Genomic DNA, 22,800 nt, shown 5'->3' with positions numbered 1-22,800 from the left:
CGGGGACACGGAATGGCGGCGAATTCTGGCGGGCGATCTTCTGATGCCGATGGCGGACCTCAGCGTCACATCCCGGTCCTGCTTCGCGAAGTCATTGCCGCGCTGGAACCAGCGCCCGGCAAGATCATTCTCGACGGAACCTTTGGCGCCGGCGGTTATACCCAGGCCATTCTTGACCAGGGTGCCAACGTCATCGCGCTCGATCGCGATCCGACAGCAATCGCCGGCGGCGAGGCGATGGTTGTCGCCAATGGCGGTCGGTTGAGCCTCATCCAGTCGCAATTTTCCGATCTGGCCAGGCATGCTCCCGAGGGTGGGCTTGATGGCGTTGTTCTCGATATCGGCGTTTCCTCCATGCAGATCGACGAGGCCGAGCGCGGTTTTTCCTTCCAGAAAAACGGTCCGCTCGACATGCGCATGTCCGCTTCGGGTGTTTCGGCGGCCGATGTCGTCAACCGTGCAAAGGTTGGCGATCTCATTCGTATCTTCGGTTTTCTCGGTGAGGAAAAGCAGCCGGGTCGTATTGCCCGCGCCATCGAGAAAAAGCGGGCGGAAGAGCCCTTCCGCACCACCCGCGATCTGGCTGGTCTCATTGAGATCGTCACGCCACGCAAGGCGAAGGACAAGATTCATCCCGCAACACGGGTGTTCCAGGCGCTGCGCGTTTTCGTCAATGATGAGCTTGGCGAGTTGGCGCAGGCGCTGTTCGCTGCAGAACGGTCCTTGAAGCCCGGCGGCCGGCTGGTCGTCGTCACCTTTCATTCGCTGGAAGACCGTATCGTCAAGAAATTCTTCTCCGACCGTTCGGGCAAGGCCGCCGGTTCCCGGCATCTGCCGATGGTTGAGGACAAGCCGGCCATTTTCGAGAATATCGGCAAGCCGATGATCGCCGCCAGCGACGAGGAGGCGGAACTTAATCCGCGGGCCCGTTCCGCCAAGTTGCGTGCCGGCCTGCGCACCACCGCACCGGCGCGGGCCGCGGATTTCTCGATCTTCGAGCTTCCCGATCTCGCCAGCCTTGAAAAGATGGGAGGCTGATATGCTGCGCACTTTCGATGTCATCTTGATGGGTGTGATGGTCGCTGCGGCCGTCGTGACCTATTCGATCAAGCACAAGGCCGATCTGAAGCTTGAGGAGGTCCGCAAGCTCGAGGCCGAGATCAAGCTTGAAAAGGATACGATCGATCTTTTGAGAGCCGACTGGGCGCTTCTGACGCAGCCGAACCGCCTGCACCGTGTCGTGAACGCCTATCAGACCGAGCTTGGCCTTTCGCCGACGCTGCCGACGCAACTGGCGCAGCCGCGCGAGCTTCCCATGCTGCGCTCGCAATTGCCGCAGCCGCCCGAGCCTGAAGGCATGAGCGTCGAGGACGTGATTGCTGCCGCCGTCAATGGTTCCAAGCCGGGCGCCACGCTCGGTGGCGCCTCGAAGCCGAAATCGCCGCCCGCCGGTCAGATCGCCGTGAATGGCGTTCCGGTTCCGACGCCCCGCGCACGGGTTTCACGTCCGGCGCCGGCGCCTGTACCGGTTGCCTCCGCCACCACTGGCGATGAAACCGGCGAGATGGATGAAACCATAACAGGATCGGTGAACCGCTGATGTCTTTCCTTTCCCGTGTCATGGTCCTGAAGAGCAAGGCTCACTTTTCCGCCAGCACCACCGGTGTCTATACCGACCACGCTGCTTTTGAGGGCGCCCGCAAGAGACGCGCCGCCCAGGCCAAAAGCCGCGTCGGTCTTCTCATCTTCGGTTTCATTGCCTTTTATGCCGTCGTCGGTGGGCGTCTGGTGCAATATGGCATGGCGGAACAGGAAACGGTGTCGAGCATCGCGCCCGCAGACCGGCTGATGGCGTCGCGCCCCGATCTCCTCGACCGCAACGGCGAGGTGCTGGCCACCGATATCCGCACCGTCTCGCTGTTTGCCGAGCCGCATCGCATTGTCGATATCGACGAGGCCATCGAAAAGCTGCGCACTGTGCTGCCTGATCTCGACCAGCGGGGCACCTATCAGAAGCTCACCTCCAATTCGCGCTTCCAGTGGCTGCGCCGTCAGCTGACGCCGAAGCAGCAGAGCCAGATTCTGGCGCTCGGCATTCCCGGCGTCGGGTTCCGCCCGGAAAAGCGCCGCTTTTATCCCGGCGGTCCGACCGCCGCCCATGTCGTCGGCCACGTCAATATCGACAATCGCGGCGTTGCCGGCATGGAACGTTACGTCGACAGCCAGGGTCTGGCAGATCTGACGGCGCTCGGCATGACCAGCGACCAGCCGCTGGAGCCGGTGAAGCTTTCGATCGATCTGCGCGTGCAGTCCATCGTGCGTGAAGTCGTGACTGCGGCGATCGCCAAGTTCCAGGCGATCGGTGCGGGTGCCGTGGTTCTGGATGTGCATACCGGTGAAGTTCTCGCCATGGCCTCTGTGCCGGATTACGATCCGAACAACCCGGCCGAAGGCGCCAAGGAAGGCTGGCTCAACCGCATGTCGAACGGCACGTTCGAAATGGGGTCCACCTTCAAGTCCTTCACGATTGCCATGGGCCTCGATTCGGGGCGCGTCCGTCTCGGTGATATGTTCGATGCGCGTTATCCGATCCGCATCGGCGGCTTCACTATCAAGGACTTCCACGGCAAGGGCCGCATGCTCTCGGTGCCGGAAATCTTCCAGTATTCGTCGAACATCGGTACGGCCAAGATCGCCGACACCGTTGGTACCGAAGGCCACAAGGAATTCCTGACGCGTCTTGGTCTCCTGACCCGCATGCAGACCGAACTGCCGGAAGTGGCGTTGCCATCGCAGCCGCGCGAATGGAAGAAGATCAACTCCATCACCATTTCCTTCGGTCACGGCGTTTCCACGACACCGCTGCAGACGGCGGTTGCCGGTGCCGCGCTCGTCAATGGCGGCAAGCTGATCGAGCCGACATTCCTGCCGCGCACCCGCGAACAGGCGGATCAGGTGGCGAAACAGGTTCTGAAACCGGGCGCCAGCAAGGACATGCGTTTCCTGTTCGAATGGAACGGCGTCAATGGTTCCGGCCGCAATGCGCGTGTCGACGGTTTCAACGTCGGCGGTAAGACCGGCACGGCCGATAAGGTCGTCAACGGACGTTACGTGCACGACAAGAACTTCAACGCCTTCCTGTCGGCCTTCCCGATGGACGACCCGCAATATGTGGTGCTGTCCTTCATCGATGAGCCGAAGACGGACAAGGGCAATGGCGCGGCGCTTGCCGGCACGTCGGCAGCACCGATGGTGCACGATATCATCACCCGCACGGCGGCGGTGCTGGGCGTGAAGCCGAAGTTCGGCAAGGATGGCTCGGCCTTGCTCGTGTCTTATTGATTGTTAGCTTATGATATTCCGGCGATTCGCGCCGGGGGGACAAGACGGACACAGTCGATGAATTTGCGAGATATATCCGGAAATGCGTTTCCGGAATTGAAAGAATTGCTCCTGTCTGAAATCGGGGGGATCGAAATCGGGGGGATCACCGCAGACAGCCGCAAGGCTGCGCCGGGCAGCCTGTTCGTTGCGGTTGCGGGCACCAAGGCTGATGGTGCGGCCTATGTGAAGGACGCGGTTGCCAAAGGTGCGGTCGCCGTTGTTTCCGGGCACGCAGTAGAAGCCGACGTGCCGGTGCTGGTGGTTACGGACCCGCGGCTTTATCTCTCGCTTGCCGCTTCCCGCTTTTACGGAAAACAACCTGATATCATGGTTGCCGTCACCGGCACGGCGGGCAAAACATCCGTTGCCTCCTTCGTGCGGCAGATCTGGGCTTTTGCTGGCCATGCCGCGGCACAGATCGGCACCACGGGCGTCATCGCTCCCGACCGCGAGGATTATGGCGCGCTGACGACGCCCGATCCGGTGACGCTGCACGCGCTTCTGGCCGAACTTGCCGCGGAAGGCGTCACGCACGCGGCGATGGAGGCGTCCAGCCACGGTCTGGACCAGCGCCGTCTTGATGGCGTGCACCTCTCCGCTGCCGGCTTCACCAATCTCGGCCGCGATCACATGGATTACCATCCGACCATCGAGGACTATATGGCTGCCAAGATGCGGCTCTTCGATACGCTGATGGAAAAGGGCGCTCCCGCCGTGATCTTTGCCGACGATCCTTGGTCGGACAAGGCGATCCAGGCGGCGCGCGAAGCGGGTCTCGATGTGCGTACCGTCGGCCGCAAGGGTCAATATCTGACGCTGAAGCGTGTCGAGCATTTCCGTCACAAGCAGATGATCGAAGTGCATCATGACGGCGTCATCTTTGAAGTCGACATTCCCCTGGCCGGTGATTTCCAGGTTGCGAACGCGCTTGTTGCCGCCGGTCTTGCCATGTCCACCGGCGTTCCCGCCGCAACCGCTTTGAAAGCGCTTGAAAAGCTTGTTGGCGCTGCCGGCCGGCTGGAACTCGTCGGCCAGACGAAGAATGGCGCGCTCGCCTATGTGGATTACGCCCACAAGCCCGATGCGCTGGAAAACGTGCTGACCTCGGTCCGGCCCTTCACCTCCGGGCGCATCATCACCGTTTTCGGTTGTGGTGGCGACCGCGACAAGGGCAAGCGCCCGATCATGGGCGAGGTCGCGACGCGTCTTTCCGACATCGTCATCGTCACTGATGATAATCCGCGTTCGGAGGATGCCGCAACGATCCGCTCCGAGGTCATGGCGGCGGCAGCCGGCGCGTTGGAAATCGGCGATCGGGCAGAGGCGATCCGTCATGCGGTGTCGATGCTGTCGCATGGCGATACGCTGATCGTCGCGGGCAAGGGGCACGAAGAAGGGCAGATCGTCGGCTCCGTGACGCTGCCGTTTTCCGATCATGAACAGGTGCGCTCTGCACTGGCAGGGCTGGAAGGATCGAAGATTTGAGCTGGTTATGGACAGTCGCCGACATGATCGCCATCACGGCAGGCCGCCCCGTGGGCAACCTGCCGACCGGTATCACCGGCATTTCCATCGACAGCCGGACGGTCAAACAGGGTGAAGCCTTCTTCGCGATCAAGGGTGATCGGGTGGACGGCCATGACTATACCAGCTTTGCCGTTGCCAACGGCGCCAGCCTTCTGATGGTTGCCGAAGCCAAGCTGCCGGCGCTTGGTCGCCTGACCGTGCCGATGATCGTGGTCGAGGACGTCCTTGCAGCCCTTGGCAAGCTTGCCCTTGCGGCGCGCGAAAGAACCTCGGCGCGCATCATCGCGGTGACCGGTTCGGTGGGCAAGACGACGACCAAGGAGATGCTGCGGCAGGCTCTGGCCCCTTCGGGCCGGGTGCATGCGGCGGTGGCGTCCTTCAACAACCATTGGGGCGTACCGCTGACGCTCGCACGCATGCCAGCCGATACGGAATTCGGTGTCTTCGAAATCGGCATGAACCATTCCGGCGAAATCCGGCCGCTGGTAAAGATGGTCCGCCCGCATGTGGCGATCATCACCACCATCGCGGCAGCCCATCTCGGCAATTTCCAGAATATCGAAGAGATCGCTGCCGCGAAGGCCGAAATTTTCGAAGGCGTGGAAGATGGCGGCTCCGTCATCCTCAACCGCGACAACGCCCAGTTCGAGCAGCTCGAAGAGGCGGCGCAGGAGGAGGGTATCGAACACATCCTCACCTTCGGCCAGCACGCCAAGGCTGATTTCCGCCTTGCGGATTTCGAGAGCACGACGACGGGTTCGACGATCTGGGCAATTATCAACGGCGAAACCAGCGAGCTGCACATCAACATTCCTGGCCGGCACATTGCTGATAATGCGATGGCGGTCCTTGGTGCCGTTGCCGTCACCGGCGCCAATCTCGACCGTGCGTTTGAGGCGCTTGGAACGCTAGAGGCGGTGAAGGGACGTGGCCAGCGCCACCACCTGACGATCAATGGCGGATCCTTCCTGCTGATCGATGAAAGCTACAATGCCAATCCGGCCTCCATGCGTGCGGCGATTGCCGTGCTGGCGGAGACGGAAACGCAGGGTCACGGCCGCCGCGTCGCCGTTCTCGGCGATATGCTCGAAATGGGCGAGTTTTCGGCGCAATTGCACGAAGAACTGGCCGGTCCGCTGCTCGCGGCCGGTATCGAACATGTCTGGCTCGCGGGCGAGGCCATGGCCGCGCTTCGCGACGCGCTGCCTGACAGCGTCACCGTCATCTGGTTCCCGACGACGGCGGAGCTCACCGATTTTGCCCTGCAATGGGTGCAACCGGGAGACGCGCTGATGGTAAAATCGTCACTTGGGCTTGGTTTCGGCAAGATTGTCGCCGCCCTGCTTGACAAGTATCCGGCATTCCCCGAGACGGAACGCCAAGTCTGAAATAGCCTTTTGAAAGGGCAATTATGCTGATCTGGCTCGTCGAACTGTCGGACAAAGTTCAACTGTTCAACCTCTTCCGGTACATCACCTTCCGGGCGGGTGCTGCAATGTTCACCTCTGCGTTGATCGTGTTCCTGTTCGGACCGGCGATCATCAACTCGCTGCGCGTGCGCCAGGGCAAGGGCCAGCCGATCCGCGCCGACGGGCCGCAGACGCATTTCAAGAAGGCCGGCACGCCGACCATGGGCGGACTGATGATCCTTGCCGGCATTCTCGGCGGTTCGCTGCTCTGGGGTGATCTGTCCAACGTCTATGTCGTCGCCGTTCTGATGGTGACGCTCGGTTTCGGCGCCATCGGCTTTTACGACGATTATCTGAAGGTGACGAAGCAGAGCGATAAGGGTTTCTCCGGCAAGGCCCGTCTCGGCATCGAATTTCTGATTGCGGCGATCGCCGTGTTCTTCATGATGAAGATGGCGCTTGCCTCCGCACCGCATGGCGGCACGCTCGGCAGCTCCATCGCCTTTCCCTTCTTCAAGGAATTCGTGATCAATCTCGGTTACTTCTTCGTGCTGTTCGGTGCTTTCGTCATCGTCGGTGCGGGTAATGCGGTGAACCTGACCGATGGCCTCGATGGTCTCGCCATCGTGCCGGTCATGATCGCCGCCGCCACCTTCGGCGTGATCGCCTATCTCGCCGGTAACGCGGTTTTTGCCAATTACCTGCAGATCAATTTCGTGCCCGGCACGGGTGAACTCGCCGTCATCGTCGGCGCGGTCATCGGCGCGGGCCTCGGTTTCCTCTGGTTCAATGCGCCGCCCGCCGCCATCTTCATGGGCGATACGGGTTCGCTGGCGCTCGGCGGTCTGATCGGCTCCATCGCCGTCGCCACCAAGCATGAGATCGTCATGGTCATCGTCGGTGGTCTATTCGTTATGGAAACGCTGTCGGTCATCATCCAGGTCTTCTGGTTCAAACGCACCGGCCGCCGCGTGTTTCTGATGGCGCCGATCCATCACCATTTCGAGAAAAAGGGCTGGACGGAAAGCCAGGTGGTTATCCGTTTCTGGATCATTTCCGTCGGCCTCGCGTTGCTCGGCCTCGCCACCCTGAAGCTGAGGTGAGCGATGATCCCGGTCACGTCGTTTAGGGGTAAGAAAGTCGCTCTCTTGGGGCTCGGCGGTTCCGGTCTCGTCACCGCCCGCGCGCTGGTCGCCGGTGGTGCTGATGTCGTTGCTTTCGACGACAATCCCGACAGCGTGGCGAAGGCTGAGGCAGAAGGTATCACCACGGCGGACCTGCACACGATTGACTGGTCCTCCTTTTCTTCCTTTGTGCTGGCGCCCGGCGTGCCCCTGACGCATCCGAAGCCCCACTGGTCGGTGGACCTTGCGAAGGCGGCCGGTGTCGAAGTGATCGGTGATATCGAGCTTTTCATCCGCGAGCGCCGGGTCCATGCGCCGGATTGCCCTTTCATCGCGATTACCGGCACCAACGGCAAGTCGACGACGACGGCACTGATCGCCCATATTCTCAAGGCTTCGGGCCGCGATACGCAGCTCGGCGGCAATATCGGCACGGCGGTGCTGAGCCTCGATCCGCCGAAGGCGCAACGTTTCTACGTGGTGGAATGCTCGTCCTACCAGATCGATCTGGCGCCGACGATCAATCCGACCGCCGGCATTCTGCTCAATCTGACGCCTGACCATCTCGACCGGCACGGCACGATGCAGCATTATGCCGACGTCAAGGAACGGCTGGTGGCCGGCAGCGGCACTGCGATTGTCGGCGTGGATGACAGTCATTCGACGCTGATTGCCGATCGCATCGAGAGGGCCGGCGTGAAGGTGGAGCGCATCTCCAAGCGGAACGTCGTTTCCGAAGGTCTCTATGCCGAAGGCAGCCGAATCCTCAGGGCGCATGGCGGCACGTCTTCACTGCTGGTCGATCTTGATGGTATCCAGACCCTGCGCGGCAGCCACAATGCACAGAATGCAGCGGCAGCGATTGCTGCCTGCCTTGCCGTCGGTGTTTCAGAAGAGGAAATTCGTGCCGGTCTCAAGTCCTTCCCCGGCCTCAAGCACCGCATGCAGCCCGTCGGTCGACGTGGCAACGTCACTTTCGTCAATGACAGCAAGGCGACCAACGCCGATGCGGCAGCGCCCGCACTTTCGAGCTTCGACCGCATCTACTGGATCGCTGGCGGCTTGCCCAAGGCGGGCGGCATCGCCAGCTTGTCGCCTCTCTTCCCGCGCATCGCCAAGGCCTATCTGATCGGCGAGGCGGCAGCAGAATTTGCAGCGACGCTAGGCGAGGCGGTGCCTTATGAAATATCCGGTACGCTGGACAAGGCGGTGCAGCATGCCGCGGCGGATGCGGAAAAAGATGCGACGGCCGGCAATGTCGTGATGTTATCCCCGGCTTGCGCAAGCTTCGATCAATATAAGAACTTTGAAATCAGAGGTGATTCGTTCGTCGCGCAGGTTGCGGCGCTCGATGGCATGACGATGCTCGTTCACTCTGGAAAAGGGGGCTGAGGCCATGGTAAGCCGAGTTGATCGCGGTCCGGTCGCGGAGTGGTTCTGGACCATCGACCGTTTCTTTCTGGCGGCGTTTGTCGCGCTGATGGGCATCGGCCTGATGCTGTCCTTCGCAGCGTCGCCTGCGGTTGCCGAGCGTATCGGTCTCAACAGCTTCTTCTTCGTCGAACGTCAGGCGATGTTCATGGTGCCGTCGCTGGCAATCATGGTCGGCCTTTCTTTCCTGTCACCCCGGCAGGTCAGGCGTGTGGCGGTCATCATGCTGATTGCCGCACTGTTGATGATGATCTTTGCGCTGTTCTTCGGCATCGAGGTCAAGGGCGCGCGGCGCTGGATTTCCATCGGTACTTTCTCGATCCAGCCTTCGGAATTCATGAAGCCGGCCTTCGTCATTGTCTGTGCATGGCTCTTTGCTGAGCGGGCGCGCCATCCTGAAATTCCGGGCAATCTCTTCGCCATCATCACCTTCGGCATCGTGGCGGCACTTCTGATCGCCCAGCCGGACTTTGGTCAGACGATCCTGACATCGGTGGTCTGGGGCGGCATGTTCTTCATGGCGGGCGTGCCGTGGTTCTGGATCATCATGCTCGGTGGTCTTGGTGTCGGCGGCATCGTGACCGCCTATCTCATGTTGCCGCACGTCGCAGGCCGTATCGACCGGTTCTGGACGGGTGAGGGCGATACGTTCCAGGTGGATACCGCGCGCGAGGCGATCATTCGCGGTGACTGGTTCGGTCGTGGACCGGGCGAGGGCATCGTCAAGCGCATCATTCCAGACAGCCATACCGACTTCATCTTCTCGGTGGCGGCGGAAGAATTCGGCATTATATTCTGCATGTTCCTCGTTGCGATCTTCGCCTTCATCGTGCTGCGCGGCCTCTCCCACGCCTTTAAGGAAAAGGACGATTTCTGCCGTTTTGCAGTGGCCGGTCTGGTCCTTCAAATCGGCATGCAGTCGATGATCAATATCGGCGTTAATCTGGAGCTGATGCCCGCCAAGGGCATGACGTTGCCGCTGATTTCCTATGGCGGTTCGTCGATGATGGCGATTTGCGTCACGGCTGGCTTCCTTCTGGCGCTGACACGCCACAGACCTGAAAAGCGGGCGCAGGAGCGCAGCTTCTTCCGGGTCGGTTCCGGCGTTCCTGCGGAGTAAACGATCATGAGCAAGGGTATTGTTCTTCTCGCCGCCGGTGGAACCGGCGGCCATGTGTTTCCGGCGGAAGCCCTGGCGCATACGCTGAAGGCGCGCGGTTATCAGGTGCATCTCGTCACCGACAGCCGCGCCGAACGTTATGCCGGCAAGTTCCCGGCCGATGAAATTCACGTCGTGCCTTCAGCCACCATCGGCTCGAAAAATCCGATTTCGGTCGTGCGGTCGCTCTGGAAGCTGTGGGTGGGCCTGCGCACCGCGCGCCGGCTGGTGACGAAACTGAAGCCGGTCGCAGTTGTCGGTTTCGGCGGTTATCCCACCGTGCCGCCGCTGCTGGCCTCGACCGGGCTTGGCGTCCCCTCGATCATTCACGAGCAGAATGCGGTTATGGGCCGCGCCAACAAGGCGCTCGCTGCCCGCGTGAAGGCGATTGCCGGCGGCTTCCTGCCGCCCGCCAACGGCCAATATTCGGAGAAGACGGTTGCGACCGGCAATCCGGTGCGCCCGGCGGTGCTGGCGGCATCTGAAATTCCCTATACGCCTTCGCAGACGGGCGAGACCTTCCAGCTTGTGGTTTTCGGCGGCAGCCAGGGCGCGCAGTTCTTTTCCAGCGCCGTTCCGGCAGCGATCTGCCTGATGAAGGACGAGCAGCGCAAACGTATCGTCGTGACCCAGCAGGCGCGCCCTGAAGACAAGGACAGCGTTATCGCCTCCTACCAGAAGCTTGGCGTGAAGGCTGACGTTTCGCCCTTCTTCGGCGATATGGCCTCGCGCATCGGTGAGGCCGATCTCGTCATCAGCCGCTCGGGCGCCTCGACTGTATCGGAGCTCTCGGTGATTGGCCGTCCGTCGATCCTCGTTCCCTATCCGCATGCGCTGGACCATGATCAGGCGGCGAATGCTGCCGCACTTTCGGCAGCCGGCGGGGCAAGCGTCATCAAGCAGGCGGAACTGTCGCCGCAGAAGCTTTCCAGCCTGTTGTCATCGGCGCTTGCCGAGCCGGATCGTCTTTCGGCAACGGCAGCAGCGGCCAAGGCGACCGGAAAACCGCATGCGGCGGATGTGCTGGCCGATCTGGTCGAGGCGATTGCCGAAGGCCGTTCCGTACAGGAATTCAAGAAGAAGAATGAAGGAGTTGGGGCATGAAGATGCCGAAAGCCATAGGCCTTGTGCATTTCATCGGCATAGGCGGGATCGGCATGAGCGGCATTGCCGAAGTGCTTCACAATCTCGGCCACCGCGTTCAGGGGTCGGATCAGGCCGACAGCGCCAATGTGCAGCGCCTGCGCGACAAGGGCATCGAGGTTTTTGTCGGCCACACGGCTGACAATCTCGGTGATGCCGAGGTCGTGGTCGTTTCGACCGCGATCAAGAAGAACAACCCGGAACTCATCGCCGCCCGCGAAAAGCACCTGCCGATCGTTCGCCGTGCCGAAATGCTGGCCGAGTTGATGCGTTTCCGTAATGCCATCGCCATTGGCGGCACCCACGGCAAGACAACGACGACCTCCATGGTCGCGACGCTGCTCGAAGCCGGCAATCTCGACCCAACCGTCATCAATGGCGGCATCATCAATGCCTATGGCACCAATGCCCGCATGGGCGAGGGTGAGTGGATGGTGGTGGAGGCTGACGAATCCGACGGCACCTTCCTGAAGCTGCCGGCCGATGTGGCTGTCATCACGAACATCGATCCGGAACATCTGGACCATTACGGCAATTTCGACGCCGTGCGCGCGGCCTTCCGGCAGTTTGTCGAGAATGTGCCGTTCTACGGTTTCGGCGTCATGTGTCTCGATCATCCAGAGGTTCAGGCGCTGGTCGGCCGGATCGAGGACCGCAAGGTCATCACCTATGGCGAAAACCCGCAAGCCGACGTGCGGTTCTCGAATGTCCGCATCGACGGCACGCGGTCGATCTTCGACGTGGAAATCCGTCGTCGCCGCACCGGCAAGATATTCTCCTTCGAGGACCTCGTCCTGCCGATGCCCGGACGCCACAATGTGTCCAATGCAACGGCGGCGATTGCCGTTGCCAATCGTCTCGGTATTTCGGAAGCCGACATCAAGAAGGGACTTGCCTCCTTTGCCGGTGTCAAGCGTCGCTTCACGCTGACGGGCGAAGCCAATGGCGTGCAGGTCTTCGACGATTACGGCCATCATCCGGTTGAGATCAAGGCCGTGCTGGCGGCGGCGCGGGAAGCCTGCAAAGGTCGCATCATCGCCGTGCACCAACCGCACCGCTACAGCCGTCTTTCCAGCCTGTTTGACGATTTCGCCCATTGTTTCAACGATGCCGATACGATTCTTCTTGCCCCGGTCTATGCTGCGGGCGAAGATCCGATTGAAGGTGCAAGCTCGGAAGCGCTGGTTTCAGCCATCAAGGCCGCCGGTCACCGCGATGCCCGTTTCCTCGAAAAACGGGAAGACCTTGCGTCGCAGGTCGCAGCCATTGCGAATCCGGGTGATTTTGTGGTTCTCTTGGGGGCTGGAAATATCACACAATGGGCAGCAGCGCTGCCTTCGGAATTGAAGAGCATATCAGGAAAGTCTGAATGAGACAGGTCGATGGGGTTAAATTGCTGGGGAGGCTCGGCGACGGGGTAAATGAATTGCGGGGACGTCTGACACCGGATGCGCCCATGGACCGCGTGACGTGGTTCAGAGCCGGCGGTCTTGCGGAGGTGATGTTCCAGCCGCACGACACGGATGATCTGATTGCCTTCCTGAAAATTCTGCCGGAAGACGTGCCGTTGACCGTGGTCGGCGTCGGCTCGAACCTTTTGGTGCGTGATGGCGGCATTCCGGGCGTTGTCGTGCGTCTGTCCGCCAAAGGCTTCGGCTCGGTGGAGCTTGCGGGCGAAAACCGCATCAAGGCCGGCGCGATCTGCCCGGACAAGCATATTGCGGCGATGGCCATGGATAATGGCATTGGCGGTTTTCATTTCTATTACGGCATTCCCGGCTCCATCGGTGGTGCGCTGCGCATGAATGCGGGCGCCAATGGCGGTGAGACGCGCGAGCGTGTGGTCGAGGTTTATGCGGTCGATCGTCAGGGCAACCAGCATGTCCTCTCCAATGCGGATATGGATTACAGCTATCGTCATTCCGGCGCCGATGCGGGCCTGATATTCACCGGCGCACTGTTTGAGGGTTACCCGGAAGACAAGGCGAAGATCCGTGCGGATATGGACGCCGTGCGGCATCACCGCGAGACCGTGCAGCCGATCCGCGAACAGACCGGTGGTTCCACCTTCAAGAATCCCGAAGGTCATTCCGCCTGGGAACTGATCGACGAAGCGGGTGGCCGTGGCCTGGTCATCGGCGGCGCGCAGATGTCGTCGCTGCATTGCAATTTCATGATCAATACCGGCCATGCGACCGGTTACGATCTGGAATATCTGGGCGAGACCATCCGCAGGCGCGTGTTCGAGAAGTCGGGTATCCGGCTGGAATGGGAAATCAAGCGCCTTGGCCTCTTCATGCCGGGCCGTGAAGTGGAGCCGTTCCTCGGGGCGTAAGCCCCGGTGGATGCTGCTTATTACAAGAAAATTTTGCTTTTGATCGACTGTTACGTGTATCGTAACGGTCGATCAATGTTTTTTACTCTATCTTCTGAGGTAAATACTTGATCGGCCCGGTCGAGGTCTCGTTTTTGAATTTTATATTGTTTTTTATTAGGAAATACTAACGGAAATACGTGATCTGGGTGCCTTTGAGCATGATGTTGGGTCTTTGGAAAAAACCGATCGAGATGATGAGCTTTTCGGTCGCCACAGTGGAGGGCCGTCGACGGCTCGAGCCGCTTGAATTCTCCATTCGTATCGCTTTTCTCGTGACGCTCATTGTCATCGTGATGTGCACGGGTGGCCTGACGCTTCTCGCGCAGTTCGGGCTCGTGACCGATCTCTTCAACGGGATCATGTTGGCGGTGACACTCGGCGGAACTGTTGCGTTTACGGTGACGTTGCTGGTCTGCTGGCTGAATGCAAGGGAAGTGCAAATTCTCGTCCAATCCCACGAACGCTTCCTGCATCTTAGTCATACGGACGCGCTGACTGGACTTAGCAACCGGCTAGGCCTTTATGCGGCATGCGCCGAACTCGGCAGTGAATATTGCGTCGCCTTTCTCGATATCGATCATTTCAAAGCGGTGAACGACGGGTATAGCCATCTCGTTGGTGATCTCGTCATCGCAAGCGTTGCCCGCCGGATCAGGGAGCATTTCGAGCCTCCCGCTCATGTCGCCCGCCTGGGTGGCGAGGAGTTCGTCGTCGTGCAGGAAACCAGCCCGCTCGCGTTTCTGCAGATGTGCGAAAGGGTTCGTGCGGCGATCGAGACGACGCCGGTGGAGTATCAGGATCTGCGAATTACGGTGACGATTTCCATTGGCGTCGCCTTCCGCGGCGACGCCGAAATCTTCGACAAGGTCATGCACAATGCCGATCTCGCGCTTTATCGGGCCAAGGGCGGAGGACGCAATCGCGTTTGCATGAGCGGTCATGTCGAGCGGCGCCAGGCGGTGGCTTAAGCAGAAATAGACAAGGAAAAGCCCGCGAAACGATGGTTTCGCGGGCTTTTTGACGTCGATGGCGTCAGATCAGACTTCGTCCTTGCGGGACAGAAAAATGCAGGCCAGCGTGATGAGGGCGGAGATGCAGAGGTAATAACCCACATAACCCATGCCGTAATTCACCTGCAGCCATGTGGCGATGTAAGGCGCCAGCGATGCGCCGAAGATGCCGGCCATGTTGAAGGTGATGGACGAGCCGGTGTAGCGCACGCGGGTCGGGAAGGGGGCTGCAAGCGCCGTGCCGATCAGGCCGTAGGTCATGCCCATCAGCATCATCGCCAGAGCCGCGAAGACGAAGATCGAGCCTTCGCCGCCCGTCATCAGGCTGGGCAGCAGGAAGGAGAACAGGCCGATCAGTATCGTCGTCACGATCAGGACTTCACGACGGCCGAATTTCTCGGCGAGCTTGCCGGCGACGGGGATGAAGATGCCGAAGACGATGGAGCCGAGAATCTGAACTTCCAGCGCGTCGAGGAACGGGATTTTCAAAACCTTGACGTTGTAAGACAGCAGATAGGCAGTGCCGATATAGAACAGCACGAAGGTGGCCAGCGCCACGAAGGTGCCGAGCACGAGGCTGCGCTTGTGGTTGCGGAACAGTTCCGCAATCGGCACGGCCACACGTTCTTCCTTTTCGATCGCTTTCTGGAAGTCGGGCGTTTCAGTGATCGACAGGCGAACCCACATGCCAACCGCAATCAGGATGATCGAAGCGACGAAGGGAATGCGCCAGCCCCAGCTTAAGAGCGCTTCCTGCGACATGAAGTGAAGCAGAATCCAGAAGACGCCGGAGGAGAGGAACAGACCGACGGGTGCTCCGAGCTGTGGGAACATGCCGTACCAGCTGCGTTTGCCGGGCGGGGCATTTTCCGTGGCCAGCAACACTGCGCCGCCCCATTCTCCGCCAAGGCCAAAACCCTGGCCGAAGCGGCAAAGCGCGAGCAGCAGCGGCGCCAGAACGCCAGCCGTCTCATAGGTCGGCAGAAGGCCGATCACGACCGTCGACACGCCCATGGTGAGCAGAGCTGCGACAAGCGTCGCCTTGCGGCCGACGCGGTCACCATAATGGCCGAAAACCACCGCGCCGAGCGGGCGGGCGAAAAAGGCGATGGAGAAGGTGGCGAAGGATGCCAGAAGCGCCGTCGTCGGGTCGCTGTTCGGGAAGAACAGGGCCGGAAACACGAGCACCGCGGCCGTGGCGTAAACGTAAAAATCGAAAAACTCGATGGTCGTGCCGACCAGGCTGGCAGTGAGAACTCGTGCAGGCGAATTTGTCTTTACAGCGTTCGAATTGCCAGCTGTCGACGATACCCGAGATATCGCGTCAGTCATGGTTTGGGTTCCATTTCGGATGATTGGAATGTCTTGCCCTTGGGAGGCGAGGACTGCGTTAACGCAATTTTTGTTCTTTTGAAATGCTTAAAAAGAAATAATGCAGATAATGTGACCGCAGGCGCATTCGCTTGGTGCATGTTGTCGTTCAGCGTTTGAGAGACTGATTCAGGCTCCGGATTTAAAACGCTGAAAGGCCAGATGATTTAGCCGTGGAAAAACGCGCGCCGTTAACGTTTGTCTCTTGCCTTTATCGGCAGTGGAAGACGGCTTCGCGCCGATTTTATTTCCGACCATTCAAAACCTGCATGTTGCAATCGGTGCAACTCTCTGATTCCAAGGAGGTAATCGGGATCGATGCTGATTCTTTAACGGAACTCGGCATGTTGGACGCGGCGGTTAACGAAAGTAAACGATTCATTAACCTTAATGGCGTTTAACTGATCTCAAGGATCATGTGCCAGAATCACCGTCCGTTTCATTCGGTCGGTTCGGACATGGTTCGTAACGGAGAGTTGGTGTCAGAGGGTTCGATGGGCGGCAAGCACGTAGCTGTTCTTTTGGGTGGATTTTCGTCGGAGCGGCCGGTCAGCCTCTCGTCGGGCAACGCCTGCGCGCTTGCTCTTGAGGGCGAGGGCTACAAGGTCACCCGCGTTGATGTGGGGCGCGATGTCGCCGCCGTACTCGATGAACTGCGCCCGGATGTCGCCTTTAACGCCCTGCATGGCCCCTTCGGTGAAGACGGCACCATTCAGGGCATCCTCGAATATCTGGCCATTCCCTATACCCATTCCGGCGTGCTGGCGTCCGCCCTTGCCATGGACAAGGCGCAGGCCAAGAAAGTTGCTGCCGCCGCCGGCATCCCGGTTGCTGCCGAGCGCGTCATGAACCGCTTCGATTTCACCAGCGAACATCCGCTCGCGCCGCCCTATGTGGTGAAGCCGGTGCGCGAAGGTTCGAGCTTCGGCGTCGTCATCGTCAAGGAAGACCAGTCGCATCCGCCGCAAATCCTTACCTCGTCGGAATGGCGTTATGGCGATCAGGTCATGGTCGAGCGTTATATCCATGGGCGCGAACTGACCTGTGGCGTGCTGGACGGCGAAGCGCTGGGCGTTACCGAAGTGGTGCCGCTGGGTCACAATTTCTATGATTATGACGCGAAATACGCTGCTGGTGGCTCGAAACATGTCATTCCCGCAGAAATTTCACCGAAAATTTACCAAAAGATTCAAACATTGGCGGTTATGGCGCATCAGGCGATCGGGTGCCGTGGCGTAAGCCGTTCAGACTTTCGTTACGACGACCGCTTCTCAGAAGATGGCGAAGTTATCTGGCTTGAAGTGAATACGCAGCCGGGCATGACGCCGACCTCCCTGGTGCCGGAAATGGCGGCCCATGCTGGCCGCTCCTTTGGTGACCTTGTCAGCTGGATGGTGGAGGACGCTTCGTGTTTGCGGTGACCGGCAAAAAGTCGACGGCAAAAAAGCGCGAGCAATACGCGGCGACGGCCAATGCCGACGATCGCAGGGTGCTGCCGCGTCCGCTGCGTCGCTTCGTGCGTTTCGGTGTCAGCCTTGCGACCGGACGCATTCATATTCCCGCCCATACCGGCACGATTTCGGCCGTCGCCTTTTACGCGATGATCGGGCTTTACGGCATGTCGCTCGGTGGCCACACCAATATCGTCACCCAGACGACGACCTCGGCCGCCGGTTTCGCGGTTGAGGACGTGAAAGTCTCCGGCAATCTGCAGACTTCGGAAATCGAAGTCTTCCAGCTTCTCGGCCTTGATGGCAGCACCTCGCTGATTGCGCTTGATATCGATGCGGCACGCCGCAAGCTCGTTCAGCTTCCCTGGGTGGAAGACGTCGATATCCGCAAGGTCTATCCGAAGACGGTGGAAGTTCGCCTGAAGGAACGCCAGGCCTTCGGCATCTGGCAGCACGGCACGGAACTGTCGCTGATCGAAAAGAGCGGCAGTGTTATCGCGCCGCTGCGTGACAATAAATTTGCCGCCCTGCCGCTGTTCGTCGGACGTGACGCGGAAACGGGTGCTGCCGGTTTCGTCGCGCAACTGGCCGACTGGCCGGAAATCCGCAACCGCGTCCGCGCCTATGTTCGCATTGCCGGCCGCCGCTGGGATCTGCATCTCGACAACGGCATCGTCGTCAAGCTGCCGGAAGAAAACCTGCCGCAGGCGCTGCAATTGCTGGCGCGGTTCGATCTCGAGGAAAAGGTGCTGTCGCGCGATGTCGCAGCGGTGGACCTCAGACTGACGGACCGCACCACGATCCAGTTGACCGAAGGCGCTGCCGAACGCCGCCAGACCGCGGTAGATGCACGCACGAAGGCACTCAAGAAAGCGGAGAAGAACACATGAGCTTTTTTGGTTCTTCCCATTTCGGCCTGCCTCGTCTGAAGCCGCTTTCTTCCAAGCGCAGCCACATCGTCTCCGTACTCGACATCGGCTCGACCAAGGTCGTCTGCATGATCGGCCGGCTGACGCCGCGCCAGGAAAGCGAAATTCTGCCGGGCCGCACCCACAAGGTCGAAATCATCGGCATCGGCCATCAGCGCTCGCGCGGCGTGAAATCCGGCGTGATCGCCGATCTCGACGCACTCGAAGGCGTGATCCGTCTTTCGGTTGATGCGGCCGAGCGTATGGCGGGCCTGACCGTCGACAGCCTGATCGTCAATGTTTCGGCCGGGCGGCTGGCGAGCGATATCTACACCGCGAGCATCGATCTCGGCGGACAGGAAGTGGAAGCAAGCGACCTGCGCAAGGTTCTGGTGGCGGCAAGCCAGCAGTCCATGCGCCAGGACCGGGCTATCCTGCATTCGCTGCCGACGGGTTATTCGCTGGATGGCGAGCGCGGTATCCGCGATCCGCTGTCGATGTATGGCGATCTTCTCGGCGTCGACATGCATGTGGTGACCGTGGAGCGCACGGCGCTGAAGAACCTTGAGCTTTGCGTCAACCGCGCGCATCTTTCGGTCGAGGGCATGGTGGCAACGCCCTATGCCAGCGGTCTTGCGGCGCTTGTCGACGATGAAGTCGAGCTTGGCTGTGCAGCCATCGACATGGGCGGCGGCACCACGACGATCTCGGTTTTCGCCGAAGGCCGTCTCATTCATACCGACGCGATCGGCCTTGGCGGCCATCACGTTACGACAGATCTTGCACGAGGCCTCTCGACACGAATCGAAGATGCGGAGAGACTGAAGGTGGTGCATGGTTCGGCTTTGCTGAATGGCGCGGATGAGCGCGACATGATTTCGATCCCGCCGATTGGCGAAGATGATCGCGATCAACCATCGCAAGTTTCAAGAGCCCTTGTTACCCGCATCGTGCGGGCGCGTATCGAAGAGACCCTGGAATTGATCCGTGATCGTATCCAGAAGTCCGGCTTCAGCCCCATCGTCGGCAAACGCGTTGTCCTGACCGGCGGCGCAAGCCAGCTGACGGGGCTGCCGGAAACGGCACGGCGCATTCTCGCCCGCAACGTTCGTATCGGCCGCCCCATGGGCGTGGCCGGTCTTCCGGTAGCGGCCAAGGGACCGGCATTTTCAACCGCCTGCGGACTGATGATCTATCCGCAGGTGGCGGACATCGAAATTCATGCGGCGCAAGGCGGAATGTTTTCGCCGTTTGGCAACGGTAGCGGCCGGATCGCCCGGGTAGGGCAATGGCTTAAAGAGAGTTTTTGAGTGGCCTCAAGGCGAAAGCCGGAGGTTTCTGAGTTGAGTTTTCAAGAATCGGCCAGCGGGGCGATGCGGCCAGAGAAAGAAGGAATGGTAAAATGACGATACAGCTGCAAAAGCCTGATATCACCGAGCTGAAGCCACGCATTACCGTTTTCGGTGTAGGCGGTGGCGGCGGTAACGCTGTCAACAACATGATCACGGCTGGCCTCCAGGGCGTCGACTTCGTCGTCGCCAACACGGATGCGCAGGCTCTGACCATGACGAAGGCAGATCGGGTCATCCAGCTCGGCGTCAACGTCACCGAGGGTCTCGGCGCCGGTTCCCAGCCGGAAGTCGGCCGCGCTGCCGCTGAAGAATGCATCGACGAGATCATCGATCACCTGAACGGCACCCACATGTGCTTCGTCACCGCCGGCATGGGCGGCGGCACCGGCACCGGTGCTGCACCCGTTGTCGCACAGGCTGCCCGCAACAAGGGCATCCTGACGGTTGGCGTCGTCACCAAGCCTTTCCACTTCGAAGGCGGCCGCCGCATGCGTCTGGCCGAACAGGGCATCGAGGAACTGCAGAAGTCCGTCGATACGCTGATCGTCATTCCGAACCAGAACCTCTTCCGCATTGCCAACGACAAGACGACCTTCGCCGACGCCTTCGCCATGGCCGACCAGGTTCTCTATTCCGGCGTTGCCTGCATCACCGATCTGATGGTGAAGGAAGGTCTCATCAACCTCGACTTCGCCGACGTTCGCTCGGTCATGCGTGAAATGGGCCGCGCGATGATGGGCACCGGCGAGGCGTCCGGTCCGGGCCGCGCGATGCAGGCTGCGGAAGCGGCAATCGCCAACCCGCTGCTCGACGAAACCTCGATGAAGGGCGCACAGGGCCTGCTGATCTCCATCACCGGCGGTCGCGACCTCACCCTGTTCGAAGTCGACGAAGCGGCGACCCGTATTCGCGAAGAAGTCGATCCGGATGCCAACATCATCCTCGGCGCGACCTTCGACGAAGCTCTTGAAGGCCTCATCCGCGTCTCCGTCGTCGCCACCGGCATCGACCGCGTTGCCGGCATCGGAGAACAGAACGTTGCCGAAATGCGCGCTGCTGCCGCCAAGCCGCTTATCCGTCCTTCCGCGGCCGTTGCTCCCGCTCCGGCCGCAGTTCAGCCTGCACATGCAGTATCGCAGGCACCAAAGACCGTAGACCAGATCGCCCAGACCATCCGTTCGGCGGAAGCTGAAATGGAACGCGAACTCGGTTTTGCCGCACACCAGCAGCCGTCTCAGGACTTCCGTCCGCAGAGCAAGCTGTTCGCATCGTCCCCGGCTGAAGCGCCGGCGGCTCTTCGTCCGGCCCAGCCGGTGCAGCAGGCTGCTCCGGCGCCGGTTGCTCAGGCACCGGTCTACCACGCTCCGGAACAGGTTGCCGCTCCGGCACCGCGCATGCAGCAGCCGCAGGCTCCAGTCTATCAGGAGCCTGCTCCGGTTGCCCGCCAGCCCGAGCCGGTACGCATGCCGAAGGTCGAAGACTTTCCGCCGGTCGTGAAGGCCGAGATGGATCACCGTGATCGCGCTACTCCGGTTGCACAGGAAGAGCGTGGCCCGATGGGTCTTCTGAAGCGCATCACCAACTCGCTTGGTCGCCGCGAAGAGGAGGAAGTTCCCTCCGACATGATGGATGCGCCGAGCATGGCGCCGCAGCGCCGCGCGCCGCTTTCGCCGGAAGCCAGCCTCTACGCACCGCGTCGTGGCCAGCTTGACGACCACGGCCGTGCGACGCCTTCCTCGTCCAGCCATCACGACGACGATCAGCTGGAAATCCCGGCCTTCCTGCGCCGCCAGTCCAACTAAAGGCGATTCCATACGCCCTTCGAAACGCCCGGATCTCACGATCCGGGCGTTTTGTTTATTTTACGTTATTAATACTAAATTAATTTGCATTTTCAATGGCTTGTGCATGTAACAATCCGAAACGAACAGTGATTTGTCGTGGCACCTTCATGTGCGTATGTATGAGGCTGGGTAAGGGAAAATACGGACTTGGCCGGTTGCCAAAACCGGCTTGAAAACTTGAACGGCGCTGGCTCAAACGGCGCGGTTTGCAAAACAAGGCATAGACGCATGACCATCGGACTGCTCGGATTTCAGACAACTATCGCACATGCTGTTCAGCTTAAAGGCATTGGCGTGCATTCCGGCAACCCGGTGTCGATGACGTTCCAGCCCGCGGAAGCCGGAACGGGCATTCTGTTTCAGCGCCTTCACGACAATGGCAGCGTCACTGAGCTGAAGGCGGTTTCGGCCAATGTCGGCAATACCGATCTGTGCACCGTGCTTGGCCGTTCACTATCCCAGTCAGTGGCGACGATCGAACACGTCATGGCCGCCATCTACGCCATGGGCCTCGACAACCTCATCGTTGAAGTCGACGGTCCTGAAGCGCCGATCATGGATGGCAGTTCCGCTCCTTTCATCGAGGCGATCGAATCGGTCGGCATCAAGAATCTTGGTGTGAAGCGCCGTTACATCCGCGTCACCAAGCCGGTGCGCATCGATTCGGGTGCGTCCTGGGCTGATTTCCGCCCTTATGACGGTACGCGTTTCGAGGTCGATATCGATTTCGACACGCCACTGATCGGCAGGCAGTCCTGGAAGGGTGATCTGACGGCAGAGACGTTCAAGAATGAACTGTCGCGTGCCCGCACTTTCGGCTTCATGCGTGACGTGGAGCGTCTGTGGGCCGCCGGTTATGCGCTCGGTTCCTCGCTTGAGAATTCGGTCGTCATCTCCGACGACAACAGCGTCATCAACATGGAAGGCCTGCGTTACGCCAAGGACGAATTCGTCCGTCACAAGACGCTGGACGCCGTGGGCGACCTGGCACTTGCCGGTGCGCAGTTCATCGGCTGCTACCGCTCCTATCGCGGCGGCCACAAGGTCAACGCGAATGCACTGAAGGCGCTGCTGAGCGACCCTTCGGCCTATGAGATCGTGGAAGCGCCGGCTGCCCGCAATCAGGTTCGCGCCCGCGAATTCGTGGCGGTCAACATGCCGGAATTTGCACCCTGGTCTGCGTAAATTTATTTGCAGGCTATCAATTGACAGAAAAAGCCGCTCCCCTTGGAGCGGCTTTTTTGTGAGGCGGGGCAGGAAGTTGCATGTTATCGCCCGATAATCGTGCGATTGCATGGGCCGATGCCATA

18 protein-coding genes are annotated in these 22,800 nt (G+C 60.3%); 17 read left to right on the top strand and 1 reads right to left on the bottom strand.

Going from position 1 to position 22,800, the window contains the following annotated elements; all coding sequences use genetic code 11:
* Nucleotides 1-12 precede the first annotated feature (12 nt).
* From rsmH to NYR50_RS08940, 12 genes are all read left to right on the top strand, one after another.
* On the top strand, nucleotides 13-1,038 hold the full coding sequence (rsmH, locus tag NYR50_RS08995) for a 16S rRNA (cytosine(1402)-N(4))-methyltransferase RsmH (protein ID WP_418135690.1): 1,026 nt from the start codon (nucleotides 13-15) through the stop codon (nucleotides 1,036-1,038).
* A gap of 1 nt (nucleotide 1,039) precedes the next feature.
* A complete protein-coding gene (gene ftsL / locus NYR50_RS08990) occupies nucleotides 1,040-1,600 on the top strand; it encodes a cell division protein FtsL (RefSeq protein WP_080807861.1) in 561 nt (186 codons plus the stop codon).
* On the top strand, nucleotides 1,600-3,342 hold the full coding sequence (locus NYR50_RS08985; protein ID WP_080824687.1) for a peptidoglycan D,D-transpeptidase FtsI family protein: 1,743 nt from the start codon (nucleotides 1,600-1,602) through the stop codon (nucleotides 3,340-3,342). The genes ftsL and NYR50_RS08985 overlap by 1 nt, the downstream gene beginning before the upstream one ends.
* A 57-nt stretch (nucleotides 3,343-3,399) precedes the next feature.
* Nucleotides 3,400-4,869, top strand: a complete 1,470-nt coding sequence (locus NYR50_RS08980; RefSeq protein ID WP_418135689.1) for a UDP-N-acetylmuramoyl-L-alanyl-D-glutamate--2,6-diaminopimelate ligase — start codon at nucleotides 3,400-3,402, stop codon at nucleotides 4,867-4,869.
* Entirely contained in the window at nucleotides 4,866-6,299 is a 1,434-nt protein-coding gene (locus NYR50_RS08975) for a UDP-N-acetylmuramoylalanyl-D-glutamyl-2,6-diaminopimelate--D-alanyl-D-alanine ligase (protein ID WP_092770943.1), read from the top strand. Before NYR50_RS08980 ends, NYR50_RS08975 begins: the two co-directional genes overlap by 4 nt.
* A 23-nt stretch (nucleotides 6,300-6,322) precedes the next feature.
* Nucleotides 6,323-7,423 carry a phospho-N-acetylmuramoyl-pentapeptide-transferase gene (gene mraY / locus NYR50_RS08970; protein ID WP_006310449.1) on the top strand — a complete coding sequence of 367 codons (1,101 nt, stop codon included), beginning with the start codon at nucleotides 6,323-6,325 and terminating at the stop codon, nucleotides 7,421-7,423.
* A gap of 3 nt (nucleotides 7,424-7,426) precedes the next feature.
* Complete coding sequence (gene murD, locus NYR50_RS08965; RefSeq protein WP_418135688.1) at nucleotides 7,427-8,836, top strand: UDP-N-acetylmuramoyl-L-alanine--D-glutamate ligase; 1,410 nt, start codon at nucleotides 7,427-7,429, stop codon at nucleotides 8,834-8,836.
* A 4-nt stretch (nucleotides 8,837-8,840) separates the two neighbouring features.
* Nucleotides 8,841-9,995, top strand: coding sequence for a putative lipid II flippase FtsW (gene ftsW / locus NYR50_RS08960; RefSeq protein ID WP_010972054.1), 1,155 nt, complete (start codon nucleotides 8,841-8,843; stop codon nucleotides 9,993-9,995).
* Nucleotides 9,996-10,001: 6 nt separating this feature from the next.
* Nucleotides 10,002-11,138 (top strand): undecaprenyldiphospho-muramoylpentapeptide beta-N-acetylglucosaminyltransferase, encoded by a 1,137-nt coding sequence (gene murG / locus NYR50_RS08955; protein ID WP_092770949.1) that lies wholly within the window; start codon nucleotides 10,002-10,004, stop codon nucleotides 11,136-11,138.
* Entirely contained in the window at nucleotides 11,135-12,550 is a 1,416-nt protein-coding gene (gene murC / locus NYR50_RS08950; protein ID WP_418135687.1) for a UDP-N-acetylmuramate--L-alanine ligase, read from the top strand. Before murG ends, murC begins: the two co-directional genes overlap by 4 nt.
* Complete coding sequence (gene murB / locus NYR50_RS08945) at nucleotides 12,547-13,512, top strand: UDP-N-acetylmuramate dehydrogenase (protein WP_418135686.1); 966 nt, start codon at nucleotides 12,547-12,549, stop codon at nucleotides 13,510-13,512. Before murC ends, murB begins: the two co-directional genes overlap by 4 nt.
* A 200-nt stretch (nucleotides 13,513-13,712) precedes the next feature.
* Nucleotides 13,713-14,522 carry a GGDEF domain-containing protein gene (locus NYR50_RS08940; protein ID WP_418135685.1) on the top strand — a complete coding sequence of 270 codons (810 nt, stop codon included), beginning with the start codon at nucleotides 13,713-13,715 and terminating at the stop codon, nucleotides 14,520-14,522.
* 69 nt (nucleotides 14,523-14,591) lie between these two features.
* Here NYR50_RS08940 and NYR50_RS08935 read toward each other — a convergent pair whose 3' ends face one another.
* Nucleotides 14,592-15,896, bottom strand: coding sequence for an MFS transporter (locus NYR50_RS08935; protein ID WP_174008871.1), 1,305 nt, complete (start codon nucleotides 15,894-15,896; stop codon nucleotides 14,592-14,594).
* Between the two features lie 533 nt (nucleotides 15,897-16,429).
* On the opposite strand from NYR50_RS08935, the gene NYR50_RS08930 reads away from it, so the two are divergent.
* From NYR50_RS08930 to lpxC, 5 genes are all read left to right on the top strand, one after another.
* Complete coding sequence (locus NYR50_RS08930; protein ID WP_418137275.1) at nucleotides 16,430-17,356, top strand: D-alanine--D-alanine ligase; 927 nt, start codon at nucleotides 16,430-16,432, stop codon at nucleotides 17,354-17,356.
* Nucleotides 17,344-18,276 (top strand): cell division protein FtsQ/DivIB, encoded by a 933-nt coding sequence (locus NYR50_RS08925; protein WP_418135684.1) that lies wholly within the window; start codon nucleotides 17,344-17,346, stop codon nucleotides 18,274-18,276. The genes NYR50_RS08930 and NYR50_RS08925 overlap by 13 nt, the downstream gene beginning before the upstream one ends.
* Nucleotides 18,273-19,604, top strand: coding sequence for a cell division protein FtsA (gene ftsA, locus NYR50_RS08920; protein ID WP_004442783.1), 1,332 nt, complete (start codon nucleotides 18,273-18,275; stop codon nucleotides 19,602-19,604). The genes NYR50_RS08925 and ftsA overlap by 4 nt, the downstream gene beginning before the upstream one ends.
* A 92-nt stretch (nucleotides 19,605-19,696) precedes the next feature.
* The gene (gene ftsZ / locus NYR50_RS08915; protein WP_418135683.1) at nucleotides 19,697-21,448 is read left to right on the top strand and encodes a cell division protein FtsZ; all 1,752 of its coding nucleotides are present in this window, start codon (nucleotides 19,697-19,699) and stop codon (nucleotides 21,446-21,448) included.
* Nucleotides 21,449-21,718: 270 nt separating this feature from the next.
* On the top strand, nucleotides 21,719-22,675 hold the full coding sequence (gene lpxC / locus NYR50_RS08910; protein ID WP_418135682.1) for a UDP-3-O-acyl-N-acetylglucosamine deacetylase: 957 nt from the start codon (nucleotides 21,719-21,721) through the stop codon (nucleotides 22,673-22,675).
* The last annotated feature ends 125 nt before the right edge of the window (nucleotides 22,676-22,800 follow it).

This window comes from Agrobacterium sp. El2ro-1b (assembly GCF_048298475.1).
GTDB lineage: Bacteria > Pseudomonadota > Alphaproteobacteria > Rhizobiales > Rhizobiaceae > Agrobacterium > Agrobacterium fabrum.
This window is presented reverse-complemented; position numbering and strand designations above follow the sequence as displayed.

Coding starts and splice junctions, on each gene's coding strand:
- rsmH (WP_418135690.1), top strand. CDS start 13: ATGGCGGCGAATTCTGGCGGGCGATCTTCTGATGCCGATGGCGGACCT.
- ftsL (WP_080807861.1), top strand. CDS start 1,040: ATGCTGCGCACTTTCGATGTCATCTTGATGGGTGTGATGGTCGCTGCG.
- NYR50_RS08985 (WP_080824687.1), top strand. CDS start 1,600: ATGTCTTTCCTTTCCCGTGTCATGGTCCTGAAGAGCAAGGCTCACTTT.
- NYR50_RS08980 (WP_418135689.1), top strand. CDS start 3,400: ATGAATTTGCGAGATATATCCGGAAATGCGTTTCCGGAATTGAAAGAA.
- mraY (WP_006310449.1), top strand. CDS start 6,323: ATGCTGATCTGGCTCGTCGAACTGTCGGACAAAGTTCAACTGTTCAAC.
- murD (WP_418135688.1), top strand. CDS start 7,427: ATGATCCCGGTCACGTCGTTTAGGGGTAAGAAAGTCGCTCTCTTGGGG.
- ftsW (WP_010972054.1), top strand. CDS start 8,841: ATGGTAAGCCGAGTTGATCGCGGTCCGGTCGCGGAGTGGTTCTGGACC.
- murG (WP_092770949.1), top strand. CDS start 10,002: ATGAGCAAGGGTATTGTTCTTCTCGCCGCCGGTGGAACCGGCGGCCAT.
- murC (WP_418135687.1), top strand. CDS start 11,135: ATGAAGATGCCGAAAGCCATAGGCCTTGTGCATTTCATCGGCATAGGC.
- murB (WP_418135686.1), top strand. CDS start 12,547: ATGAGACAGGTCGATGGGGTTAAATTGCTGGGGAGGCTCGGCGACGGG.
- NYR50_RS08940 (WP_418135685.1), top strand. CDS start 13,713: ATGATGTTGGGTCTTTGGAAAAAACCGATCGAGATGATGAGCTTTTCG.
- NYR50_RS08935 (WP_174008871.1), bottom strand. CDS start 15,896: ATGACTGACGCGATATCTCGGGTATCGTCGACAGCTGGCAATTCGAAC.
- NYR50_RS08930 (WP_418137275.1), top strand. CDS start 16,430: ATGGGCGGCAAGCACGTAGCTGTTCTTTTGGGTGGATTTTCGTCGGAG.
- ftsA (WP_004442783.1), top strand. CDS start 18,273: ATGAGCTTTTTTGGTTCTTCCCATTTCGGCCTGCCTCGTCTGAAGCCG.
- ftsZ (WP_418135683.1), top strand. CDS start 19,697: ATGACGATACAGCTGCAAAAGCCTGATATCACCGAGCTGAAGCCACGC.
- lpxC (WP_418135682.1), top strand. CDS start 21,719: ATGACCATCGGACTGCTCGGATTTCAGACAACTATCGCACATGCTGTT.